Below are 17,266 nucleotides of genomic sequence, written 5' to 3' on the forward strand. Positions count from 1 at the left end.
ATTCCACATCCCCTTTCAGCAAGGCCGAATCGGGCCTTTACACAGTTGCTTAGTCGTTACCGTCTTTACCGTAATCGATAAATACCGGTTTCAATCGCTCAACGGAATTATTCATTATCGCCTGATGAAAAGGCGAACGGGCCTCTTTGTTCAAATCAACCTTGGTGATAACCGGCTTATCTACCTTCCGCTTGTATGGATCCTTACCCGTTTTTTTTCTAACATAAACGTAGTTGTTACCGTAGTACTGATTGGCAAACTTAACAATGTCTTCTTTAGTAAACTTTCGTAGCGCTTCAATTGATGCGATATACTCAGCCCAGTTACTATTTGTGGTGAAGGCCATAACCATTTCATTGGTTCTTGACCAGTTGTCTTCATATTGACTAATCTTACTTTTCTTTAGATCGTTAATAACCGCGTCAATCAGCCAATCTTCAAATTCACCTCTCTTCAATAATTCAATCTGACTAAGCAAATGTTCCTTCACCTCATCCAGGCTTTGACCTTCTTTTGGCTTGGCCTGAAAAATATGTATCGAGTAATCATTATTACGCTGGACGTAACAGAAGGGATCAATAACCAACTGTTTCTGCTTTAAATTCAAATCAATCAGGCCGGCACGCGCATTAGCTAAAATATTGTCACAAAGCCTAAGCAATGCCGCATCGCGTAAAGTACCTACCGGAAACCGATAGGCCAGAAAAACCCACTCGGCATCAGGTCCATATACATCACATTCCACTGGCTTGGTAATGGGATCTTCCTGAACAACTATCCATGGTTTAAGATTGTCATTCGGAAGCCAGTTAGAAAAATATTTGTCAATAAGTGCGATTGTTTTATCATAATCCAAATCTCCGCTTAGGCAGATGGCAACATTGTTTGGTTTATAATAGGTATCAAAGTATCTCTTAATTTCCGTAATAGATGGATTCTTTAGATGATCAATTGTACCAATTACTGTTTGAGTGCCATAGGGATGCTTTTTAAACATAGCTTGCATCATTACCTCAAAACTTTTAGAATAATCATCATCCAGGTTTTGATTTTTCTCCTCGTAAACAGCTTCAAGTTCTGTATGAAAAAGCCTGGGTACAATAGTACGGAAACGGCTTGCTTCAATCTTCAACCAATTTTCCAGCTGGTTTGAAGGTATATCATTAATGTAGACTGTACGGTCTTCGGTAGTATAGGCATTCAATCCTTGGCCCCCCAACTCAATAATCATTTTATCATATTCGTTAGCTATGGCCAGTTTGGCCGCTTCATTGGAATAGGCATCGATTTTTTTGTAGTAGTTCAAGCGCTGCATTGAATCAGTTAATGTCCGATAGTATTGGAACATTCGCTCAATACTATCAAGCATCACTTTCTCCTTTCCCCAGTCCAGTGTGCCAAATTCATCACTTCCTTTAAACATTATGTGTTCCAAATAATGGGCCAACCCTGTGTTTTCAGGGGGGTCGTTTTTTCCATCAGCCTTTACAGCTATTTGCGTATAAATCCGGGGCTCAGCATCGTACCGGCTCAGATACACCTTTAACCCATTCTTAAGGGTATAAATACGGGCTTGAAGCGGATCGTTTGTTACGTATTCATACGCGTATCCACCGCTTTCTGCAGTTTTGGGTTGAAAGTGTTCTATTTTTGAACATGAACCTATCAGACCTAAAGCTATGCACAAGACAAAGAGGCGATTCATACTTAAGGAGTTGTTGAGTTTGCATGAAAATTTCAGAAAATAGGCTAAAAATTCAAAATTGAAAATATTTCAGATGTAATAATTACCTGGCTTGCTGCATTATCCCGTTATTCAATTGTACAAACACCAGGGCTTCACTAACTCTCAAATCATTAACTTGCCATAGAAATTCAATCATGACACCTTTTTAACCGCTTTTTCGTTTCTTAAGCATTATATGACATTCAAACCCAGGTATATCATTATTATCATTCTGCTGGCCGGCTTTATTTTTTCGTTTACCCCTCCGGCCGAACGCTACTTCGAAATCGCCAAAAACCTCGACATTTTCGCCACCCTTTTTAAAGAGGTAAACAAGAGCTACGTAGATGAGGTAAATCCGAGTACACTCATTAAAACGGGTATTGATGCGATGCTCGAATCGCTTGACCCCTACACCAACTACATACCCGAAGACTTGATTGAAGATTTTCGCACGGTTAATACCGGGCAGTATGGCGGCATCGGGGCCATCACGCGCGAAATTGGTAACCGCACGGTAGTAACCATGGTGATGGGCGGTTTTCCGGCAGAGAAAGGCGGACTGAAAATCGGGGATGAAGTATTAAAAATTGATAACGTTGACCTGTCAAAAATTTCGCGCGAAGCAGCCGGCAACCTGATGAAAGGTGAGGTTGGCAAACCCGTTCGGTTAACTGTAAAACGCTATGGTGTTGACCAACCCCTTGTGCTTGAATTTAAGCGCGAAAGAATAAAAATTAACAATGTGCCTTATTATGGAATGGTTAACGAAACTACCGGCTACATAAAACTTACCGAATTTACTCCGGAAGCTGGTAAAAATGTGAAGAACGCTGTGTTAAAACTAAAAGAGCTAAATGCCCGCTCCATTATTCTGGACATGCGCGGTAACCCCGGAGGATTGCTGATGGAAGCCGTTAATGTTTGCAATGTGTTTATACCCCGTGCCAAAAAAGTAGTGTTTACCAAAGGTAAAATACCCGAACAAAATACCAGCTATGAAACACTTGATAACCCGGTTGACACGGAAATTCCGGTGGCGGTATTAATCGATCGCGGGAGCGCTTCGGCTGCTGAAATTGTTGCCGGTACCTTGCAGGATTATGATAGAGGCATCGTTCTTGGTGAACGCTCTTTCGGTAAGGGATTGGTACAGGTAACCCGGCCGCTCTCCTACAATTCGCAACTTAAGGTTACTACCGCTAAATATTACACCCCTTCAGGTCGCTGCATCCAGGTGCTTGACTATACACACAGGCGCGAAGACGGCAGCGTGGCCTCGGTACCTGATTCCATTAAGCAGGCTTTTAAAACCACCAACGGCCGGACTGTGTATGACGGTGGAGGTATCGAACCGGATATCGCTGTTGAGCAAACCGAACTTCATCCGATAGTGCAGACCATTTATGAACACGGTTTTATTTTCGACTACGCTACCCGTTATGCCAATACGCACACGGCTCCTGAAAATCCAAAGAGTTTTAACCTTTCCGAATCGGATTATCAGCAATTTGTTGCCTGGATGAAGGATCAGAAATACGATTATTCCTCAGCACTGGAAGAAAAACTCTTAAGCTTGCAGGACCTCGCCAAACGGGAACGCTATTTTGCCGACCTTAAGCCTCAGCTGGATCACCTGAAAAGTGTAATTTCCGACAACCGGAAAAAAGAACTCCTCATCTACAAAGATCAAGTCAAGATGATGCTCCAAGCCGACATCATGCTGCGGTACTTTAATGAACGGGGCGCTATTGAATCAGGCTTTAAGCACGACACCGACCTGAAGAAGGCTATAGACGTGCTTACTAACACCGCGCAATACAGAAAAACGCTCAACCTGCCCTGACCATGGTAAAGTATCGGGCAAAGACAGGCATCCTGGTTACGCTTTTAGTTTGCGCCCTCTTACTTGTTACAAGCCATGCCTGCATGACATTCCGGATGAGTTCAAAAGAAATAGATTCCTATTTCAGTAAGCATAACATTAATGGAAGCCAGCATACTACCGACCAACGCATTCACTATATCAAAGCGGGCAACCCAACTGGCCCCCTGGTGCTGTTTGTACACGGTTCTCCGGGGTCGTTAAGTGAATTCATTCATTTTCTTAACGATACCTTGCTAAACCGGGAACTATTACTTATTTCAACCGACAGGCCCGGCTTCGGGTACTCCGATTTTGGTATGCCCCAACCTTCATTAAGCAAACAGGCAGCCGCTCTGGCACCTATCTTGAAAATTCACCTGCATAACCGGCCGATAATACTGGTTGGCCATTCGCTGGGAGGGCCGCTGGTGGGGCGTATGGCCATCGACTACCCTGAACTGGTAGATGGCCTGATACTGGTTGCACCGTCTATCGACCCGGAATTAGAGCCCAACGAAACCTGGTGGCGTGCTCCTTTTGCTTCGCCCTTTCTGAGTTGGGTGTTGCCACGATCGCTACGCGCTTCAAACGAAGAAATCTACCAGCTAAAACCCCAACTAGAAAACATGGTAACCGAATGGGCCAATATAACCTGCCCGGTAATTGTAATTCAGGGAGAAAAGGATTCGTTGGTAGCCCCCGGCAATGCAGACTTCGCAAAAGCAAAACTCGTTCATGCACCGATTGAAATCATCCGAAAACCCGATATGAACCACTTTGTTCCGTGGACAAACCCGGAAATAATAAGCGAGGCTATTCTGAAACTCGCTAAACCCCCGGCCGCCCACCTGTCCGGCAACTAATCAGCGACCGTAAAGTTTTTTAGCTTCAGCCTCAAACTTATCCCCTGCCTTCCAAACCGGTGCCTGCGGGTTATTGGCCAGCAATACATTGGCGTAAACGTAAGCCCGGTAGTATTTAATCAGGTAATCGAAATCAAGCGAACTCACCTCATCGGCCGGTTGGTGATAATATTTATTCAGCTCAGCATCAAATGCCTTAATACCGGGGGCAAACGTGATTGCCGGAACACCTTTAACGGCAAAATTGTAATTGTCCGAGCGCTCAAAAAGATTCTGCTCGGGCACCGGATCAACTGATGCCTTTATACCAAATGCCGCACAGGCCTTGGCCAAGTCAGTTTCGGCTGTAGTTCGTTCCATACCAATTATAGTGGCAATGGTTACATCGTTGTAGCCGGCACCATCGCAGTTAAAATTGAAAACCGTTTTGTTAAGAGGCACAACCGGGTTATCCGAATAATACTTGCTTCCCAGCAGTCCTTTTTCTTCACCGGTTAATGCCATAAACAACACCGAACGTTTGGGGCGGAATTGCGAAAGGTATTTTGCTGTTTCCAGCATACCCACCACACCAATGGCATTATCGCGTGCTCCGTTAAATATCGAGTCGGCCTGGTTACCCCGTTTGCTTACACCTACATGATCATAGTGTGCCGAAACCACCAGGTATTCTTCTTTCAGTTTTGGATCAGTTCCTTCCAGAATTCCGATTACATTTTTTGAACCAACCACTACCTCACGAACACCTTCAACCTTTAACGAGCCCGTTAATGAGGCAGACTCCTTCAGCTTTTTTATACCGGCTGCATCGCTATCCTTTAACCATAAATGTACAGCACCGCCTTCGTTGCTTTTTACTTTCATGGAAACGTTGGATGCAAAATAGTTTACCAGTGCAGGCCACGGAATCTGGGGCACGGCAAAAATTTCAATCAGACCCGCAGCACCGGCATTCGTGGCATCCCTGAATTTATCACCGGCAGCATAGAATATCGCCATGGGATTTCCTTCCGAATCTTTTTTGCCGGCCAGCGCAACAACCAACTTACCCTTTACATTGGCCCTGGCCAGTTCTTCCGCGCTGCCGTACCCGGCATAAACCACTTCGCCTGACCAATCAAAATTGCCGCCTTCAAACTGGATGAAATGTTCTTTAAATTGAAATGTGTCATCACCGATAACCAGTTTTCCTGCGGTTGCAGGGTGCACATTCACAAAACTTACCGGCTGAAAGTAGGTGTCTAACCCTGGTGCTTTTTTCAGGCCTAGCAATTTAAACTGGGCAGCCAGGTAATTGGCGGCAATGTCCAGTTCGGGCGAGCCGGTATCACGTCCGCGCATTTCATCGGCTGCCAGAAAGGTGAGGTGGGCTTCCACCTCTTCTTTGGTAATTAACTTTGTGATTTGCTCCACCGGGTTTTTCTGGGCCGAGGCACTTACCCACCCTACAAAAAGTAAAAGGTTAACGATGCGTAGTCTTTTCATTTGCCAAAGGTTTAATGTATTACAAACAAAAAGCGGAAAACCCAAAGGATTATCCGCTTTTCACAGGTTTAGGTTTATTCCTTAGCGAAGGAACAAAAGTTCCCGGTATTTTACAAGCGGCCAGTCTTCATCATCAACCAAAAGTTCAAGCTCATCAACCGCTTCGCGGATTTTATCAAAGTATTTCTCCTTAATATCATCGCAGTAGGCAATGGCACGGGCGTGTGTATCGGTAATTTTATTAACCCGCTTTCGTTCTTCAATCATATTGCGAACACCGGTTTTAATGGTTTCGATGTGGCCGGATATTTCCTTAATGGTTTGGATTACTGCCTTATTTTCAATTCCCAAACCTTTCAGCCCATTGGCGTTGGCAATGAGTTTGTTCTGATAAGCAATGGCGGTAGGAATGATATGGTTCATGGCTAAATCACCCATCACACGGGCTTCAATCTGCACCCGTTTAATGTAGGATTCCAACCGGATTTCATTGCGGGCTTCGAGTTCCTTATGGCTAAGAACACCATGGCGCTCGTACATCTCAACGCATTTCTTGTCGAGATAGGCATCCAAAGCGCGTGGCATGTTTTTAATGTTCTTGAGCTTTCGTTTTGCCGCTTCTTTTACCCATTCATCAGAATAACCGTCACCCTCAAACCGTATATCTTTTGATTCCTTTATGTATTTGCGGAGCAGGTTAACGATGGCAATCCGCTTTTCGGTGCCTTTTTCAATTTCCTTCGATACCACATCGTAAAAATGCGTTAATTGATTAGCCACTATCAGGTTGAGGGCTGTCATGGCTACCGCACAGTTATCGCTTCCGCCCACAGCCCGGAACTCAAATTTGTTACCGGTAAAAGCAAAAGGCGAGGTCCGGTTGCGGTCGGTGGCGTCCAGAATAATTTCGGGAATCTGATCAATACCCAGTTTCATGTACATGTTGTCGCCTTTCTCAATTTTTACATTGCCCTTCTTCTCTAATTCATCCAGCACGGCCGACATCTGCGAACCGATAAATACCGACATGATGGCCGGAGGTGCTTCGTTGGCACCTAACCGGAAATCATTACCGGGAGTAGCGATGCTTGCGCGCAGCAAATCGGCATGTTCATGAACAGCCTTGATAGTTGTAACAAAGAAAGTAAGGAACAGCAGGTTATCGCGCGCGCTGCTGGAAGGTGCAAACAGGTTTATGCCGGTATCGGTTATCAGCGACCAGTTATTGTGTTTACCGGTACCGTTAAGGCCAGCAAAAGGTTTTTCATGAAATAAAACTTTGAGTTTGTGCTTTCCGGCCACACGCCACATCACATCCATCATCAATTGGTTGTGATCGTTGGCCACATTTACTTCCTCAAACAAGGGGGCAACCTCAAACTGGCTGGGAGCCACCTCATTGTGGCGGGTACGCACGGGAATGCCGAGTTTCCAGCATTCAATTTCAAAATCCTTCATGAAATCATAAACACGCGAAGGAATGGATGCGAAATAGTGATCCTCCATTTGTTGCCCGCGGGCAGGCGAATGACCAAAAACAGTACGGCCGGCCATGATCAGGTCGGGGCGCGCATTGTAAAGGGCCTCGTCAATCACAAAATATTCCTGCTCGGGTCCCAATGAAGCCGTTACATGTTGTATGTCTTTGTCAAACAACTGGCATACCTGGGTGGCTGCCTTATCCACTGCTTTGAGCGCTTTCAGGAGAGGGCCCTTGGTATCGAGTGTTTCACCGGTATAAGAAACAAATACGGTAGGGATACAGAGTGTTTTTCCGTAAAGGAACATTGGGCTGGTTGGATCCCATGCCGTATAACCCCGCGCTTCAAAGGTGCTGCGGATACCTCCGCTAGGAAAAGAGGATGCGTCCGGCTCTTGTTGTACGAGTTCGCTTCCTTTAAACCGTTCGATGCGTGCATGCGCATCAAAAAAGGAATCGTGCTTCTCGGCTGTACCACCGGTTAATGGTTGAAACCAGTGGGTGAAGTGGGTTGCGCCTTTTGAAAGGGCCCAGCTTTTTACGGCCGAGGCCACGGCATCGGCCGTAGCTTCATCAATTTTCTCGTGGTTGATGATGGCCTGGCTTACTTTTTTAAAGACAGCAGCCGAAAGTGCGCCCCGCATCTGGTCGAGGCTGAATACATTTTCACCAAAAAAATCAGAAACTTTGGGGGAAGGGGCATCAACATGAACCCGGGGTTGTTCACTAAGCCTTTTTAAGGCCTCAAATCGTAAGTGCGCCATAGTGGTTGTGGGTTTATTAAACTATGGGCACAAAAGTAGCACTTTTTAAAACACAGGCTATATTTTATCCATCAAATTGAATTATTTTATCATTTTTTTATACAACTAGGTTAATTTTTAACCTAAATAGCACAAAAAGTATTAAAAATTTATCAGAATAGGTTAAAAATTCAACTGATCTTCTTCACCGATCCTCCACTGCTGGCGTTGGTGTTGCTGCGCGATGGGTTTCCTTTGTATCGCACGCTACCGGCACTGCTGGCCTGGGCATTTAATTCAGAAGTAACATGAACCTTTGCCGAACCGGCACTGCTGGCCTGCACACTAACGTTTTCGGCCTGCAGGTCAAAGGCATCGACTTCACCTGAACTGCTCACATCTATAGAAAGCCGGGTAGCTTTTCCGCGTAATTCCACATCCGCTGCGCTGGAGGCGTTAATAGTCAAGGATTCGGCCTCAACAGGAAGGTCAACACTGGCTGCGCTGCTGGCGCTTATCGAGAGATTTTGGGCTTTAACTGTTCCTTCCGAAAAGATGTTTGCAGCTGAACTGGCTGATATCTTCTCTAATTCAACATAAGTAACATACACTTTTACGGTACGGCTACGGTAACTACCCGATGCCATGTGAATCTTGAGATACCCGCCCACGGTTTCGGTTATAACGTTTTCCGGGTCAGTACCACTTACTTCGAGCCGGACAGCCGGCCTGTCCCCTTTTTTTAAGTAAACATCTATTCCTTCAGCTACCTTAATGCCTGTAAATGAACCTACTACCCGGTTTTGGCTTGTCTGGGCAATTGCCATCAGACTTGAAACCAGGAAAACAACCACCAGGAATTTATTCATCATATGCAAAATTTTACGTAAAGACAGAGCGCTGTGGCAAAGGTTGCAAACGCCCCTGGCCGACAGCCTAATTTTTTGTTTGTTGCTAAAACAAAGTAAATTTCGCTATATTTCATCGATTTATAGCAGTTTAAACCCATACCCACACCATGACATTCAATAAGCAAGCTGAACTTAACGTACTGATTAACCTGGCTGCCAGCGACAGCAAAATTGAAGAAAAGGAGTCAAAACTCATCCATATGATTGGTAAGGCCAATGGCCTGAGCCGCGAAGAGGTTGACCAATTAATAAAAAACCCTAAACCCATAACCAGCCTCAGCGCAATGACCAACGATGAGAAGTTTGAACACCTGTACTACCTCATCCAGATGATGAAAATGGATGGCCAGGTTTTCAAAGCCGAAATTGTTTTTTGTGAGAATATTGCTGAGAAACTGGGGTACAAAAAATCTGTAGTTATGGAACTTTCGCAACACATTTACAGCGACCCTTCAATTACTTCAGACCGGGACCTGCTTCGCAAAAAAGCCGAAAAGTATATCCGATCCTGAACACAACGATAGGATATAAACATTCAAGGGGGCGGCAGCCCCCATTTTTATTTTCGGAATACCACCTTACCTCCTACTATCGTCATGACAACCTCCGTATTCAGGATTTCATTTTCAGGAACCCCCATAATATCGGCTGAAAAGACGGTGAAATCAGCCAGTTTACCCACTTCAATTGACCCTTTAATTTTCTCTTCAAAAGCGCCATAGGCGGCATCCAGCGTGTAGGAACGCAGGGCCTGTTCGCGGGTCATTTTTTCTTCAGGCTCATAGCCTCCTTCGGGCTGTCCTTTTAATGTTTTTCGTGTAACCGATGCATAAAAACTCGGTATCGGATTGAGCGGCTCAACCGGTGCATCGGTACCGTTAACGATTACCGCTCCGGTTTTCAACAACGACTGCCACATGTAAGCCCCTTCCTTAATACGTTTCTCCCCCAGCCGTTCAATGGCCCAGGGTCGGTCGCTCGACATGTGGATGGCCTGCATGGCGGGTACTACACCTAGTTTACCGAAGCGGGGTATGTCGGCAGGATGCAGGTGTTGCGCATGCTCAATGCGGAACCGGTGATCCTGAACTGAAGGATTTTCTTTAAAGGCTGTTTCGTACCGATCGAGTATTTCGCGGTTGGCCCTGTCGCCAATGGCATGCGAGCAAACCTGAAAGCCCGACTTAAGGGCTGCGCGCGAAGTGGCCAGCACCGTATCCATTGGAAGCGTTGCCATTCCGTAAAAATCGGGCCGATCAGAATACGGCTCAAGGAGCCAGGCTCCGCGTGAGCCTAAGGCCCCATCGCAGTTTAATTTTATCGACCGAATAGTAAGCCAGTGAGAAGGATCGACTTCAGGACCCTTTTTCATCCACTCGTGTACCAACTCACGGTCCCATCCGGTAAGCATTACAAATAATCGTACGCCAAGTTTTCCCTCATCGCGAAATGATCGGTACAACTCAATATTTTCGCGGCTGGTGCCGGCATCATGAAAACCGGTAATGCCGTTGCGCCAGCAAGCCTGTATGGCCAGTTCCAGTGCCTGCCGGTCGCGTTCCTCATTATCCTCCGGAATATGACGGGCAACAAGCGACATAGCACGTTCATTAAAAATGCCGGTAGGGTTACCCTGTTCATCGGTAATTATCTCTCCGCCTTCAACATTGCCTTTAGCGGTTTGCTCTTTTGCTAACTGATTCACCCCGGCTATTTCCATGGCCTTGGCGTTAGCCATAGCTGCATGGCCGCTGGCATGCCTCAGAAATACCGGATTGTTGGGTGTTGCTTCGCTAAGTTTTTGGTGAGTCTGGAATCCCTTTACCGTCCGATCGGGCTTAACGTCCCACTTATCCTGGTGCCAGCCCCTACCCACTATCCACTGCCCGGGCTGCGCTTTGCCGGCTGCTTCCTTTACCCGTTCAATCAATTCATCGTAACTTTTCACATCCATCAGGTCAAGGTTCAGTTCGTTGTAACCTACACCCATCAGGTGGCCATGGCCTTCAATTAAACCGGGTGTCATTACTTTTCCTTCCAGGTTAATCATCTCGGTTTTTTCTCCCTTCCACCGAAAGGCCTCTTGTTGCGAACCAACGTACTCAATTTTATCGCCACGCACTGCTACGGCTTCTACTACGGGCTGGTTGTCATTAACGGTATAAATGGTTCCTCCATAAATAATGAGATCAGCCGGAGCAGGCTTTTTACTGCACGATGTGACCACAACCCAAATTACCATCAGAAGCAACGCAGATTTTTTCATCAGTAGTATGATTTAGGCATTAATGGTAAGGATATTTTCAATCACCATCAAGCGGGTTTATCTTTACCGTTATTTGACCAGAGTAACGGTAAATACATGCGTGAGCGCTTCCGTATTTTCATTGGGTTGATTGTTTTTTGGATGATATTTTTTTCGCTATCCCGTTGGCTGTTTCTGGCGTACAATTACCAGCTTACTACCCAACTCAATGGATTCGAGATTCTCAAAACCTGTCTGTACGGGCTTGTAATGGATGCCAGCATGACCGGATACTTTACTGCGGTTTCGGGTTTATTTCTTATCGCCAGCGTTTTCCATCAATCAAAACTATCAACAGCGTTGTTCATCGGAATAAACCTGGTACTAATTTTGTTATCCGGCCTGGTGGTGGTTGTGGATTTTGAACTTTACCGCCATTGGGGCTTCCGCATGAATACCGCACCCATTTTTTACATGGGCACTGAAGCTGCCGGTACTGTTGATGTACTTGTTGTACTCCGGTTAATGCTGCTTTTAACCGGCCTTGCCGGCCTTGCCGCTTATGCATTTGTTAAAATTGTTGGTAAAAGGTTTGCGCTTCAACGCCCAAACTACAACTGGCCTGCCTTTATCGCTTTGATAGCCCTGGTGTGTGCACTGCTTGTACCTATCCGGGGCAGTTTTAGTGTTTCAACCATGAATGTCAGCCGGGTTTACTACCACAAATCAAAATCGTATGCCAACCATGCCGGGATTAATGTGGTTTGGAATTTTTTATACAGCCTGCAAACAGATAACAAACTTATCTATCCTGAAAACTTCTTTGATAAAACGCTCACTAAAAAATATTTCAATGAATTGTATCCTCAATCACATTCAACCAGTAACCTGATTACAACCACCCGGCCTAATATTCTGCTAATCATTCTTGAAGGCATTACTACCGAAGTTATTGAACCGCTGGGAGGACGCCCCGGGGTTATGCCAAATCTTAACTCGCTTTGTAAAGAAAACATATTGTTCGATCATTTTTATGCCAATGGCGACCGTACCGATAAAGGATTGGTCAGCCTGCTGGCAGCCTATCCGGCACAACCGCGCGGTTCCATTATAAAATATCCTCAAAAAACCCAGCAACTTAGTTTTTTAAGTAAGGCCCTTGAACGACTCGGGTATACGGCTTCATTCGTTTACGGGGGTGATGTTGACTTTGCTAATTACCGGTCGTTTTTAACCAATGGCGGTTTCACACACATCACTTCAGTAGATGATTTTCCGGACGAAGCTGCGACCTTTAAATGGGGCGTGCATGATGAGTATGTTTATCAGCAAACTTTACTGGAGATTGATACCACCCGGCAACTTCCGTTTTTCAAAACAGTTCTTACACTCAGCAGTCATGAACCTTTTACCGTACCCATGCAGCCTCAACTACCCGGAACAGATGAAGCCTCAAAATATTTAAACGCCTGTTACTATGCTGATAAGGCTTTGGGCAACTTCATCAGCGCAGCAAAAGAAAAAAACTGGTGGAAGAATACACTGGTAATCATTACAGCCGATCACGGGCACCGGCTGCCGGGCATGAAGAAACCTGAAACACGCGAAAAATTTCACATTCCTATGATTTGGACAGGCGGAGTAATTGCACGCGATACGGTCATTAACACCTATGCCAACCACACCGACCTGGCCAACACATTACTCGGGCAACTAGACAGCGCCAATCCAGAATTTCGCTTCAGTAAGGATATTTTCGCCCCCAATGCACAGGATTTTGCGATCTACATTTTCAATGATGGTTACGGCTACCTTACCCCCGACCTGTATGCCGTTTATGATAACCCCGGAAGACATTACCTTATTACGCAGGGTAACATGAATGAAGAATCATTAAACCGGGCAAAGGCGTACATACAAACTCTTTACTCAGACTACAACTCAAAAAAATGAAAAAGCAATTGACTATACTGTTTATATGCATTACCGGCTTGGCGGGTTATGCCCAGGAGTTTGGTTTATCCTTCTCTTACTTCATACCAAAGAACGGGTACTTCTCTGCGCCCATCAGTCCGTTTTCGCTGCGCGGAGTGGGTGTGGATTTAAACCGGTTTATTGCAATTGAAACAGGCGCCTCGCTTTACCGTATGTCGGGCCTGGGCATGAAGGGCTTGCCATTTAAAACCAAACAGCCGCTGGTCGGTCCGAATTTTACCGTTTTTATACCGGTTGAACTCGTTTTAATGTTGAAAGGAACTACCCTGGAGTTTGATGTAAAAGCGGGGGGTTTTGGTTTTTATGGTCTTGGGCAGAAAATTAATTACGGCAACCTCGACAGAGCTTTACGTGAAACGGAAGGCTGGGATGTAGCCAACGCACAGGTTCAATTTGACAACACTCCGGGTTTCGGTTATCATGTGGGCGCGGAGGTAACAGTGTATGTTACCAATGAGATAGGCGTTTCGCTGGAAACAAATTACCTTGTGGGCGAATCGCGATTTCCGTTGTCGGGAACATACACCGGTGGAAACACCACCCTGGAAACAAAACCGATTGAGTACGCGGATGCCCGGATAGACTTTACTGGCCTTGAATTTTCCATCGGAGTTTTTTATAACACGGCCAATGCTCCGGCCAGGAAGAAGAAAAGAAAATAACGAACGGGGAACCTCAGAACTTCCTGTTAACCAACTCTTGTAGCTGCGCGTCAGGAAAACGCTTTCTGATGCGTTCCAAATACGTTTCGGCATCGCGCTTCTTGCGGAAACTGCCGGCCGTCATTTGTTGATTACCAGCGGCATCGGTTGTTACTTCAATTCCAAAATAAAAATCGGCCGGTTCAAGCCCTGCAGTAAGATCTTTCTCCAAAGCCGGTATCGTCCACCTGATTCGGTACCGTAGTACGGTATCGGCAGCAGGCATACTTATCTCGTGTATTTTATTACTACGGGCCTGCAGCAACGCACGGGCATCGGTTATGAATGTTTTAAATGCCTGTTTAGAAGGCTCATCGTAAATAAACCCGGTGGTATCGTTTTCAAAGTCGGGCACAGGCAACACATAAAAGTTACGCCTGCTGGCTGGCGTACGGTACACCCAATGAAGAACATAACCGGCACTATTGATGTAGGTGCCGGCAGTAGTGTCAGAATAATACACTTTATTCAACTCAATCTTTACCATCGCTGCGCCATCGCGGAAGCGGTCGCGCTGACCTGAGATAAAATTTCCGAGCGAAAAGGCCACCAACTGTTTGTCATTGCGTAATTCCATATGCTGTAGCACATGCGGATGTGCCCCGATAACAAGGTTGGCGCCATACCGAAAACAAAATTCGGCCAGGTGCTTTTGTTGCTTCGATGGTTGACTCTGATATTCGTTACCCCAGTGCAAAAATACAATTACCAAATCGGGTTTAAGTTCACCCGCCCGGGCAAGGTCCTTTCGGATAATAACCGTGTCAATCAGGTTAACTACATTGGGTTTGGTAACCGGTATGCCGTTAGTGCCATAGGTGTAATTGAGTAAGGCAAGGCTAATTCCGTTTCTTGAAATCATCAGCGGGTAATCATTCATTCGCTCAACCGTATCCCGAAAGGTACCGGTATGCATAATTTGCAGGCTATCCAGTACGCGTATTGTCCGCTCCAGCCCCTTTCTTCTGCGGTCGAGGCTGTGGTTGTTGGCGGTAACGAGCACGTCTACTCCGGCATTCTTCAATTCAACAGCCAGTGCATCGGGGGCACTGAACTCGGGGTATCCCTTGTAGGGTTTTCCACCAAGTGTAAGTTCAAGGTTGCCGATGGTGAGATCGGCATCCATAAAATACTTTTTTGCATAACGGAAACAGGGCTCATAGTTATAGCGGCCGGTATTGGCCTCATAGGCTGATTGCAGTTGCGAATCATGCTGCATAATGTCGCCCAGAAACAACAGTGAAAGGCGGGTAGTATCCTGCGCCATGCAGGATGAGGCCAACCAGTAAACGACTAAAGTTATCCTTAGCATGCGTGTTAAACTTTTATAATTTTCTCATCCACTACGGCAAAAAGCCTATCCGACTTTTTCGGACAAATTCGGTAAAGCCCCGTAAACGAGCCGAATGCCGGCAGGCAGGCGTACTGTTCGCTAAAATAAAAGCATGGCAACACAACGGATTGCCTGCCCCGCCCGGTTAGCTGAATACCGGGGTGAACATGGCCGGCAATGTTGTACCGGTTATCAGGTACTGTATCCAACGGATGGTGCGTAAATACAAACGGGCCGTGTTCAAATTTTTCAGGGTGAAGTTGCAAACCGCTGCGTATATAGCTGTTAACGCTTAGAATGTCGTGGTTGCCCGGTACCAATTCAAACGAAATGTGTTGGTATGAAAAAATCAATTGCTTTATGCTTTCCCATGCCGAATTATAGTGGCTATGAAACAAGTCGCCAAGAAAGAGCACCCGCTGCGGCTTGCGCTGAATTATCAGTGAAGTCAGGTGTTCCAGGTTTTTGAAATCGGCTTTCAGCGGAACGGGAATCCCTGCTTTACGGAAGTGGTTAACCTTCCCCAGGTGAAGGTCAGCCACTACCAACAGGCCTTCCCGCTTCCAGAAAATGGCTTTCTGCCAAAGTAATTCAATCTTTTCGTTACAAACATCAATTTCCACAAGCTGATTCTAACTGAGCAGAAACAAAAAAATAAGCGGAAACACGATGCCTGCCAATGCCAGTTTCCATCCGCGGGCCCGAAAACTGTTTTTTCCCTTCTCAATGAACATACCGGTAACCGCAATGACCAGCATAGCCACACCAAACACATCGGAGTAATAAATCCACCACTTGCTGGTATCGACATGTAAGATGGTCATCTGCCCGAGCAGCGGGGTTATTTTGTAGTGGATAATTGTTGCTTTCCCTGTCTCCAAATCAATGTCGGCATCGTGGTTCACATACGAAATGCGCAATACGTTACCATTAACCGAAAATCTTCTGAGGTTATCATCAATATTCTGATCACGGGTAAACTGTGTTATGAAGGATTCATTAACCGAATCTTTTGGTATTGGGGCAACGACAGTCTCTTTACTATCTGCTTTATACCTGCGGGGGTGCCATGCTTGCCGGTGATTGAGGAATATCCCGGAAAAAGCGAAGGCAATTATCAATCCCAGGTAGAAATACGCAATGTCGCGGTGAACTGAACGGAAAGTAAGTTTCATGGTAGTTAACTGGTTTTACAGCTTAAATGTATAAGTCCGCAAACAATTTCAAGCCGGTACTACTGATTTTTTTATCTTGCCGCAATGTCCATCACACTTGTTTTGATACTAATCACTTCCGGCATAAGTTTTTACGCCTGGAAACAGCCCGCTGTACTTAGCGGCTTTTTAATGAACCCCTACATGGTGCTCAGGCGGGGGCAATACTACCGGCTGGTTACGAGCGGGTTTGTGCATGGCAGCCACCTGCACCTGTTGTTCAACATGTTTTCGTTTTATTTTTTCGGCTCGGCCGTGGAAGTTTTGTTTTCCTATATCTTCGGCAGCCTGGGTGGAATCTACTACATTCTGTTGTATCTGCTGGCTATTGTATTTTCAGATGTACCCACATTAATTAAGCATCAAAACAATCCGGCTTATAATTCGCTGGGGGCATCGGGCGGAGTAGCGGCCGTTATCTTTGCCTTTATTTTGTTTCTTCCACTCGAAGACATCTGCTTTTATGGGGTGTTGTGTTTTCCGGGTTTTATCCTGGGCCTGGCCTACATCATTTATTCGTACGTTCAGGGTAAGCGCTCAGCGGACAAAATTAATCACGATGCCCACCTTTATGGCGCCCTTTTCGGTGTGGTGTATTGTGCCGTGCTCTATCCGGCTTCGCTGCAAATTTTTATTGAGCAGATAAAGAACTGGCATTGGTAGCACCCCTTTAAAATGCAGGCGGGCAGCACAAGGTGCCGCC

At 45.9% G+C, this 17,266-nt stretch carries 14 protein-coding genes; 6 read left to right on the plus strand and 8 right to left on the minus strand.

The window, feature by feature from the left end:
• Nucleotides 1-49: 49 nt before the first annotated feature.
• Nucleotides 50-1,705 (minus strand): insulinase family protein, encoded by a 1,656-nt coding sequence (locus HRU69_13150; protein ID QOI98380.1) that lies wholly within the window; start codon nt 1,703-1,705, stop codon nt 50-52.
• Between the two features lie 217 nt (nt 1,706-1,922).
• Here HRU69_13150 and HRU69_13155 point away from each other — a divergent pair, with 217 nt between their 5' ends.
• Together HRU69_13155 and HRU69_13160 are read left to right on the plus strand one after the other, a co-directional pair.
• Entirely contained in the window at nt 1,923-3,572 is a 1,650-nt protein-coding gene (locus HRU69_13155; GenBank protein QOI98381.1) for a S41 family peptidase, read from the plus strand.
• A gap of 83 nt (nt 3,573-3,655) precedes the next feature.
• On the plus strand, nt 3,656-4,456 hold the full coding sequence (locus HRU69_13160; GenBank protein QOI98382.1) for an alpha/beta hydrolase: 801 nt from the start codon (nt 3,656-3,658) through the stop codon (nt 4,454-4,456).
• Here HRU69_13160 and HRU69_13165 read toward each other — a convergent pair whose 3' ends face one another.
• The 3 genes from HRU69_13165 to HRU69_13175 form a co-directional block, all read right to left on the minus strand.
• On the minus strand, nt 4,457-5,941 hold the full coding sequence (locus HRU69_13165) for a M28 family peptidase (protein ID QOI98383.1): 1,485 nt from the start codon (nt 5,939-5,941) through the stop codon (nt 4,457-4,459).
• Nucleotides 5,942-6,022: 81 nt separating this feature from the next.
• Nucleotides 6,023-8,185: a glutamine synthetase III gene (locus HRU69_13170; protein ID QOI98384.1), complete on the minus strand. Its 2,163-nt coding sequence runs from the start codon at nt 8,183-8,185 to the stop codon at nt 6,023-6,025.
• A 170-nt stretch (nt 8,186-8,355) separates the two neighbouring features.
• Entirely contained in the window at nt 8,356-9,036 is a 681-nt protein-coding gene (locus HRU69_13175; protein ID QOI98385.1) for a DUF2807 domain-containing protein, read from the minus strand.
• 146 nt (nt 9,037-9,182) lie between these two features.
• Here HRU69_13175 and HRU69_13180 point away from each other — a divergent pair, with 146 nt between their 5' ends.
• Nucleotides 9,183-9,587 carry a TerB family tellurite resistance protein gene (locus HRU69_13180; protein ID QOI98386.1) on the plus strand — a complete coding sequence of 135 codons (405 nt, stop codon included), beginning with the start codon at nt 9,183-9,185 and terminating at the stop codon, nt 9,585-9,587.
• A 47-nt stretch (nt 9,588-9,634) separates the two neighbouring features.
• Here HRU69_13180 and HRU69_13185 read toward each other — a convergent pair whose 3' ends face one another.
• Complete coding sequence (locus HRU69_13185) at nt 9,635-11,341, minus strand: amidohydrolase (protein ID QOI98387.1); 1,707 nt, start codon at nt 11,339-11,341, stop codon at nt 9,635-9,637.
• Between the two features lie 96 nt (nt 11,342-11,437).
• Here HRU69_13185 and HRU69_13190 point away from each other — a divergent pair, with 96 nt between their 5' ends.
• The gene (locus tag HRU69_13190; protein QOI98388.1) at nt 11,438-13,273 is read left to right on the plus strand and encodes an LTA synthase family protein; all 1,836 of its coding nucleotides are present in this window, start codon (nt 11,438-11,440) and stop codon (nt 13,271-13,273) included.
• Nucleotides 13,270-13,977, plus strand: a complete 708-nt coding sequence (locus HRU69_13195; protein ID QOI98389.1) for a hypothetical protein — start codon at nt 13,270-13,272, stop codon at nt 13,975-13,977. The genes HRU69_13190 and HRU69_13195 overlap by 4 nt, the downstream gene beginning before the upstream one ends.
• A gap of 13 nt (nt 13,978-13,990) precedes the next feature.
• Here the strand turns inward: HRU69_13195 and HRU69_13200 are convergent, their stop codons facing one another.
• From HRU69_13200 to HRU69_13210, 3 genes are read right to left on the minus strand one after another with little or no spacing between them, the layout of a single operon-like run.
• Complete coding sequence (locus HRU69_13200; protein ID QOI98931.1) at nt 13,991-15,283, minus strand: CapA family protein; 1,293 nt, start codon at nt 15,281-15,283, stop codon at nt 13,991-13,993.
• A gap of 50 nt (nt 15,284-15,333) precedes the next feature.
• On the minus strand, nt 15,334-15,972 hold the full coding sequence (pdeM, locus tag HRU69_13205; GenBank protein QOI98390.1) for a ligase-associated DNA damage response endonuclease PdeM: 639 nt from the start codon (nt 15,970-15,972) through the stop codon (nt 15,334-15,336).
• 9 nt (nt 15,973-15,981) lie between these two features.
• Nucleotides 15,982-16,524: a PepSY-associated TM helix domain-containing protein gene (locus tag HRU69_13210; GenBank protein QOI98391.1), complete on the minus strand. Its 543-nt coding sequence runs from the start codon at nt 16,522-16,524 to the stop codon at nt 15,982-15,984.
• Between the two features lie 84 nt (nt 16,525-16,608).
• On the opposite strand from HRU69_13210, the gene HRU69_13215 reads away from it, so the two are divergent.
• Nucleotides 16,609-17,226, plus strand: a complete 618-nt coding sequence (locus tag HRU69_13215) for a rhomboid family intramembrane serine protease (protein QOI98392.1) — start codon at nt 16,609-16,611, stop codon at nt 17,224-17,226.
• The last annotated feature ends 40 nt before the right edge of the window (nt 17,227-17,266 follow it).

The organism is Flammeovirgaceae bacterium, assembly GCA_015180985.1.
Lineage (GTDB): Bacteria > Bacteroidota > Bacteroidia > Cytophagales > Cyclobacteriaceae > UBA2336.

Bases quoted from the DNA above. Each gene is read 5' to 3' on its own strand.
- HRU69_13150 (QOI98380.1), bottom strand. From the start codon at position 1,705: ATGAATCGCCTCTTTGTCTTGTGCATAGCTTTAGGTCTGATAGGTTCA.
- HRU69_13155 (QOI98381.1), top strand. From the start codon at position 1,923: ATGACATTCAAACCCAGGTATATCATTATTATCATTCTGCTGGCCGGC.
- HRU69_13160 (QOI98382.1), top strand. From the start codon at position 3,656: ATGACATTCCGGATGAGTTCAAAAGAAATAGATTCCTATTTCAGTAAG.
- HRU69_13165 (QOI98383.1), bottom strand. From the start codon at position 5,941: ATGAAAAGACTACGCATCGTTAACCTTTTACTTTTTGTAGGGTGGGTA.
- HRU69_13170 (QOI98384.1), bottom strand. From the start codon at position 8,185: ATGGCGCACTTACGATTTGAGGCCTTAAAAAGGCTTAGTGAACAACCC.
- HRU69_13175 (QOI98385.1), bottom strand. From the start codon at position 9,036: ATGATGAATAAATTCCTGGTGGTTGTTTTCCTGGTTTCAAGTCTGATG.
- HRU69_13180 (QOI98386.1), top strand. From the start codon at position 9,183: ATGACATTCAATAAGCAAGCTGAACTTAACGTACTGATTAACCTGGCT.
- HRU69_13185 (QOI98387.1), bottom strand. From the start codon at position 11,341: ATGAAAAAATCTGCGTTGCTTCTGATGGTAATTTGGGTTGTGGTCACA.
- HRU69_13190 (QOI98388.1), top strand. From the start codon at position 11,438: ATGCGTGAGCGCTTCCGTATTTTCATTGGGTTGATTGTTTTTTGGATG.
- HRU69_13195 (QOI98389.1), top strand. From the start codon at position 13,270: ATGAAAAAGCAATTGACTATACTGTTTATATGCATTACCGGCTTGGCG.
- HRU69_13200 (QOI98931.1), bottom strand. From the start codon at position 15,283: ATGGCGCAGGATACTACCCGCCTTTCACTGTTGTTTCTGGGCGACATT.
- HRU69_13210 (QOI98391.1), bottom strand. From the start codon at position 16,524: ATGAAACTTACTTTCCGTTCAGTTCACCGCGACATTGCGTATTTCTAC.
- HRU69_13215 (QOI98392.1), top strand. From the start codon at position 16,609: ATGTCCATCACACTTGTTTTGATACTAATCACTTCCGGCATAAGTTTT.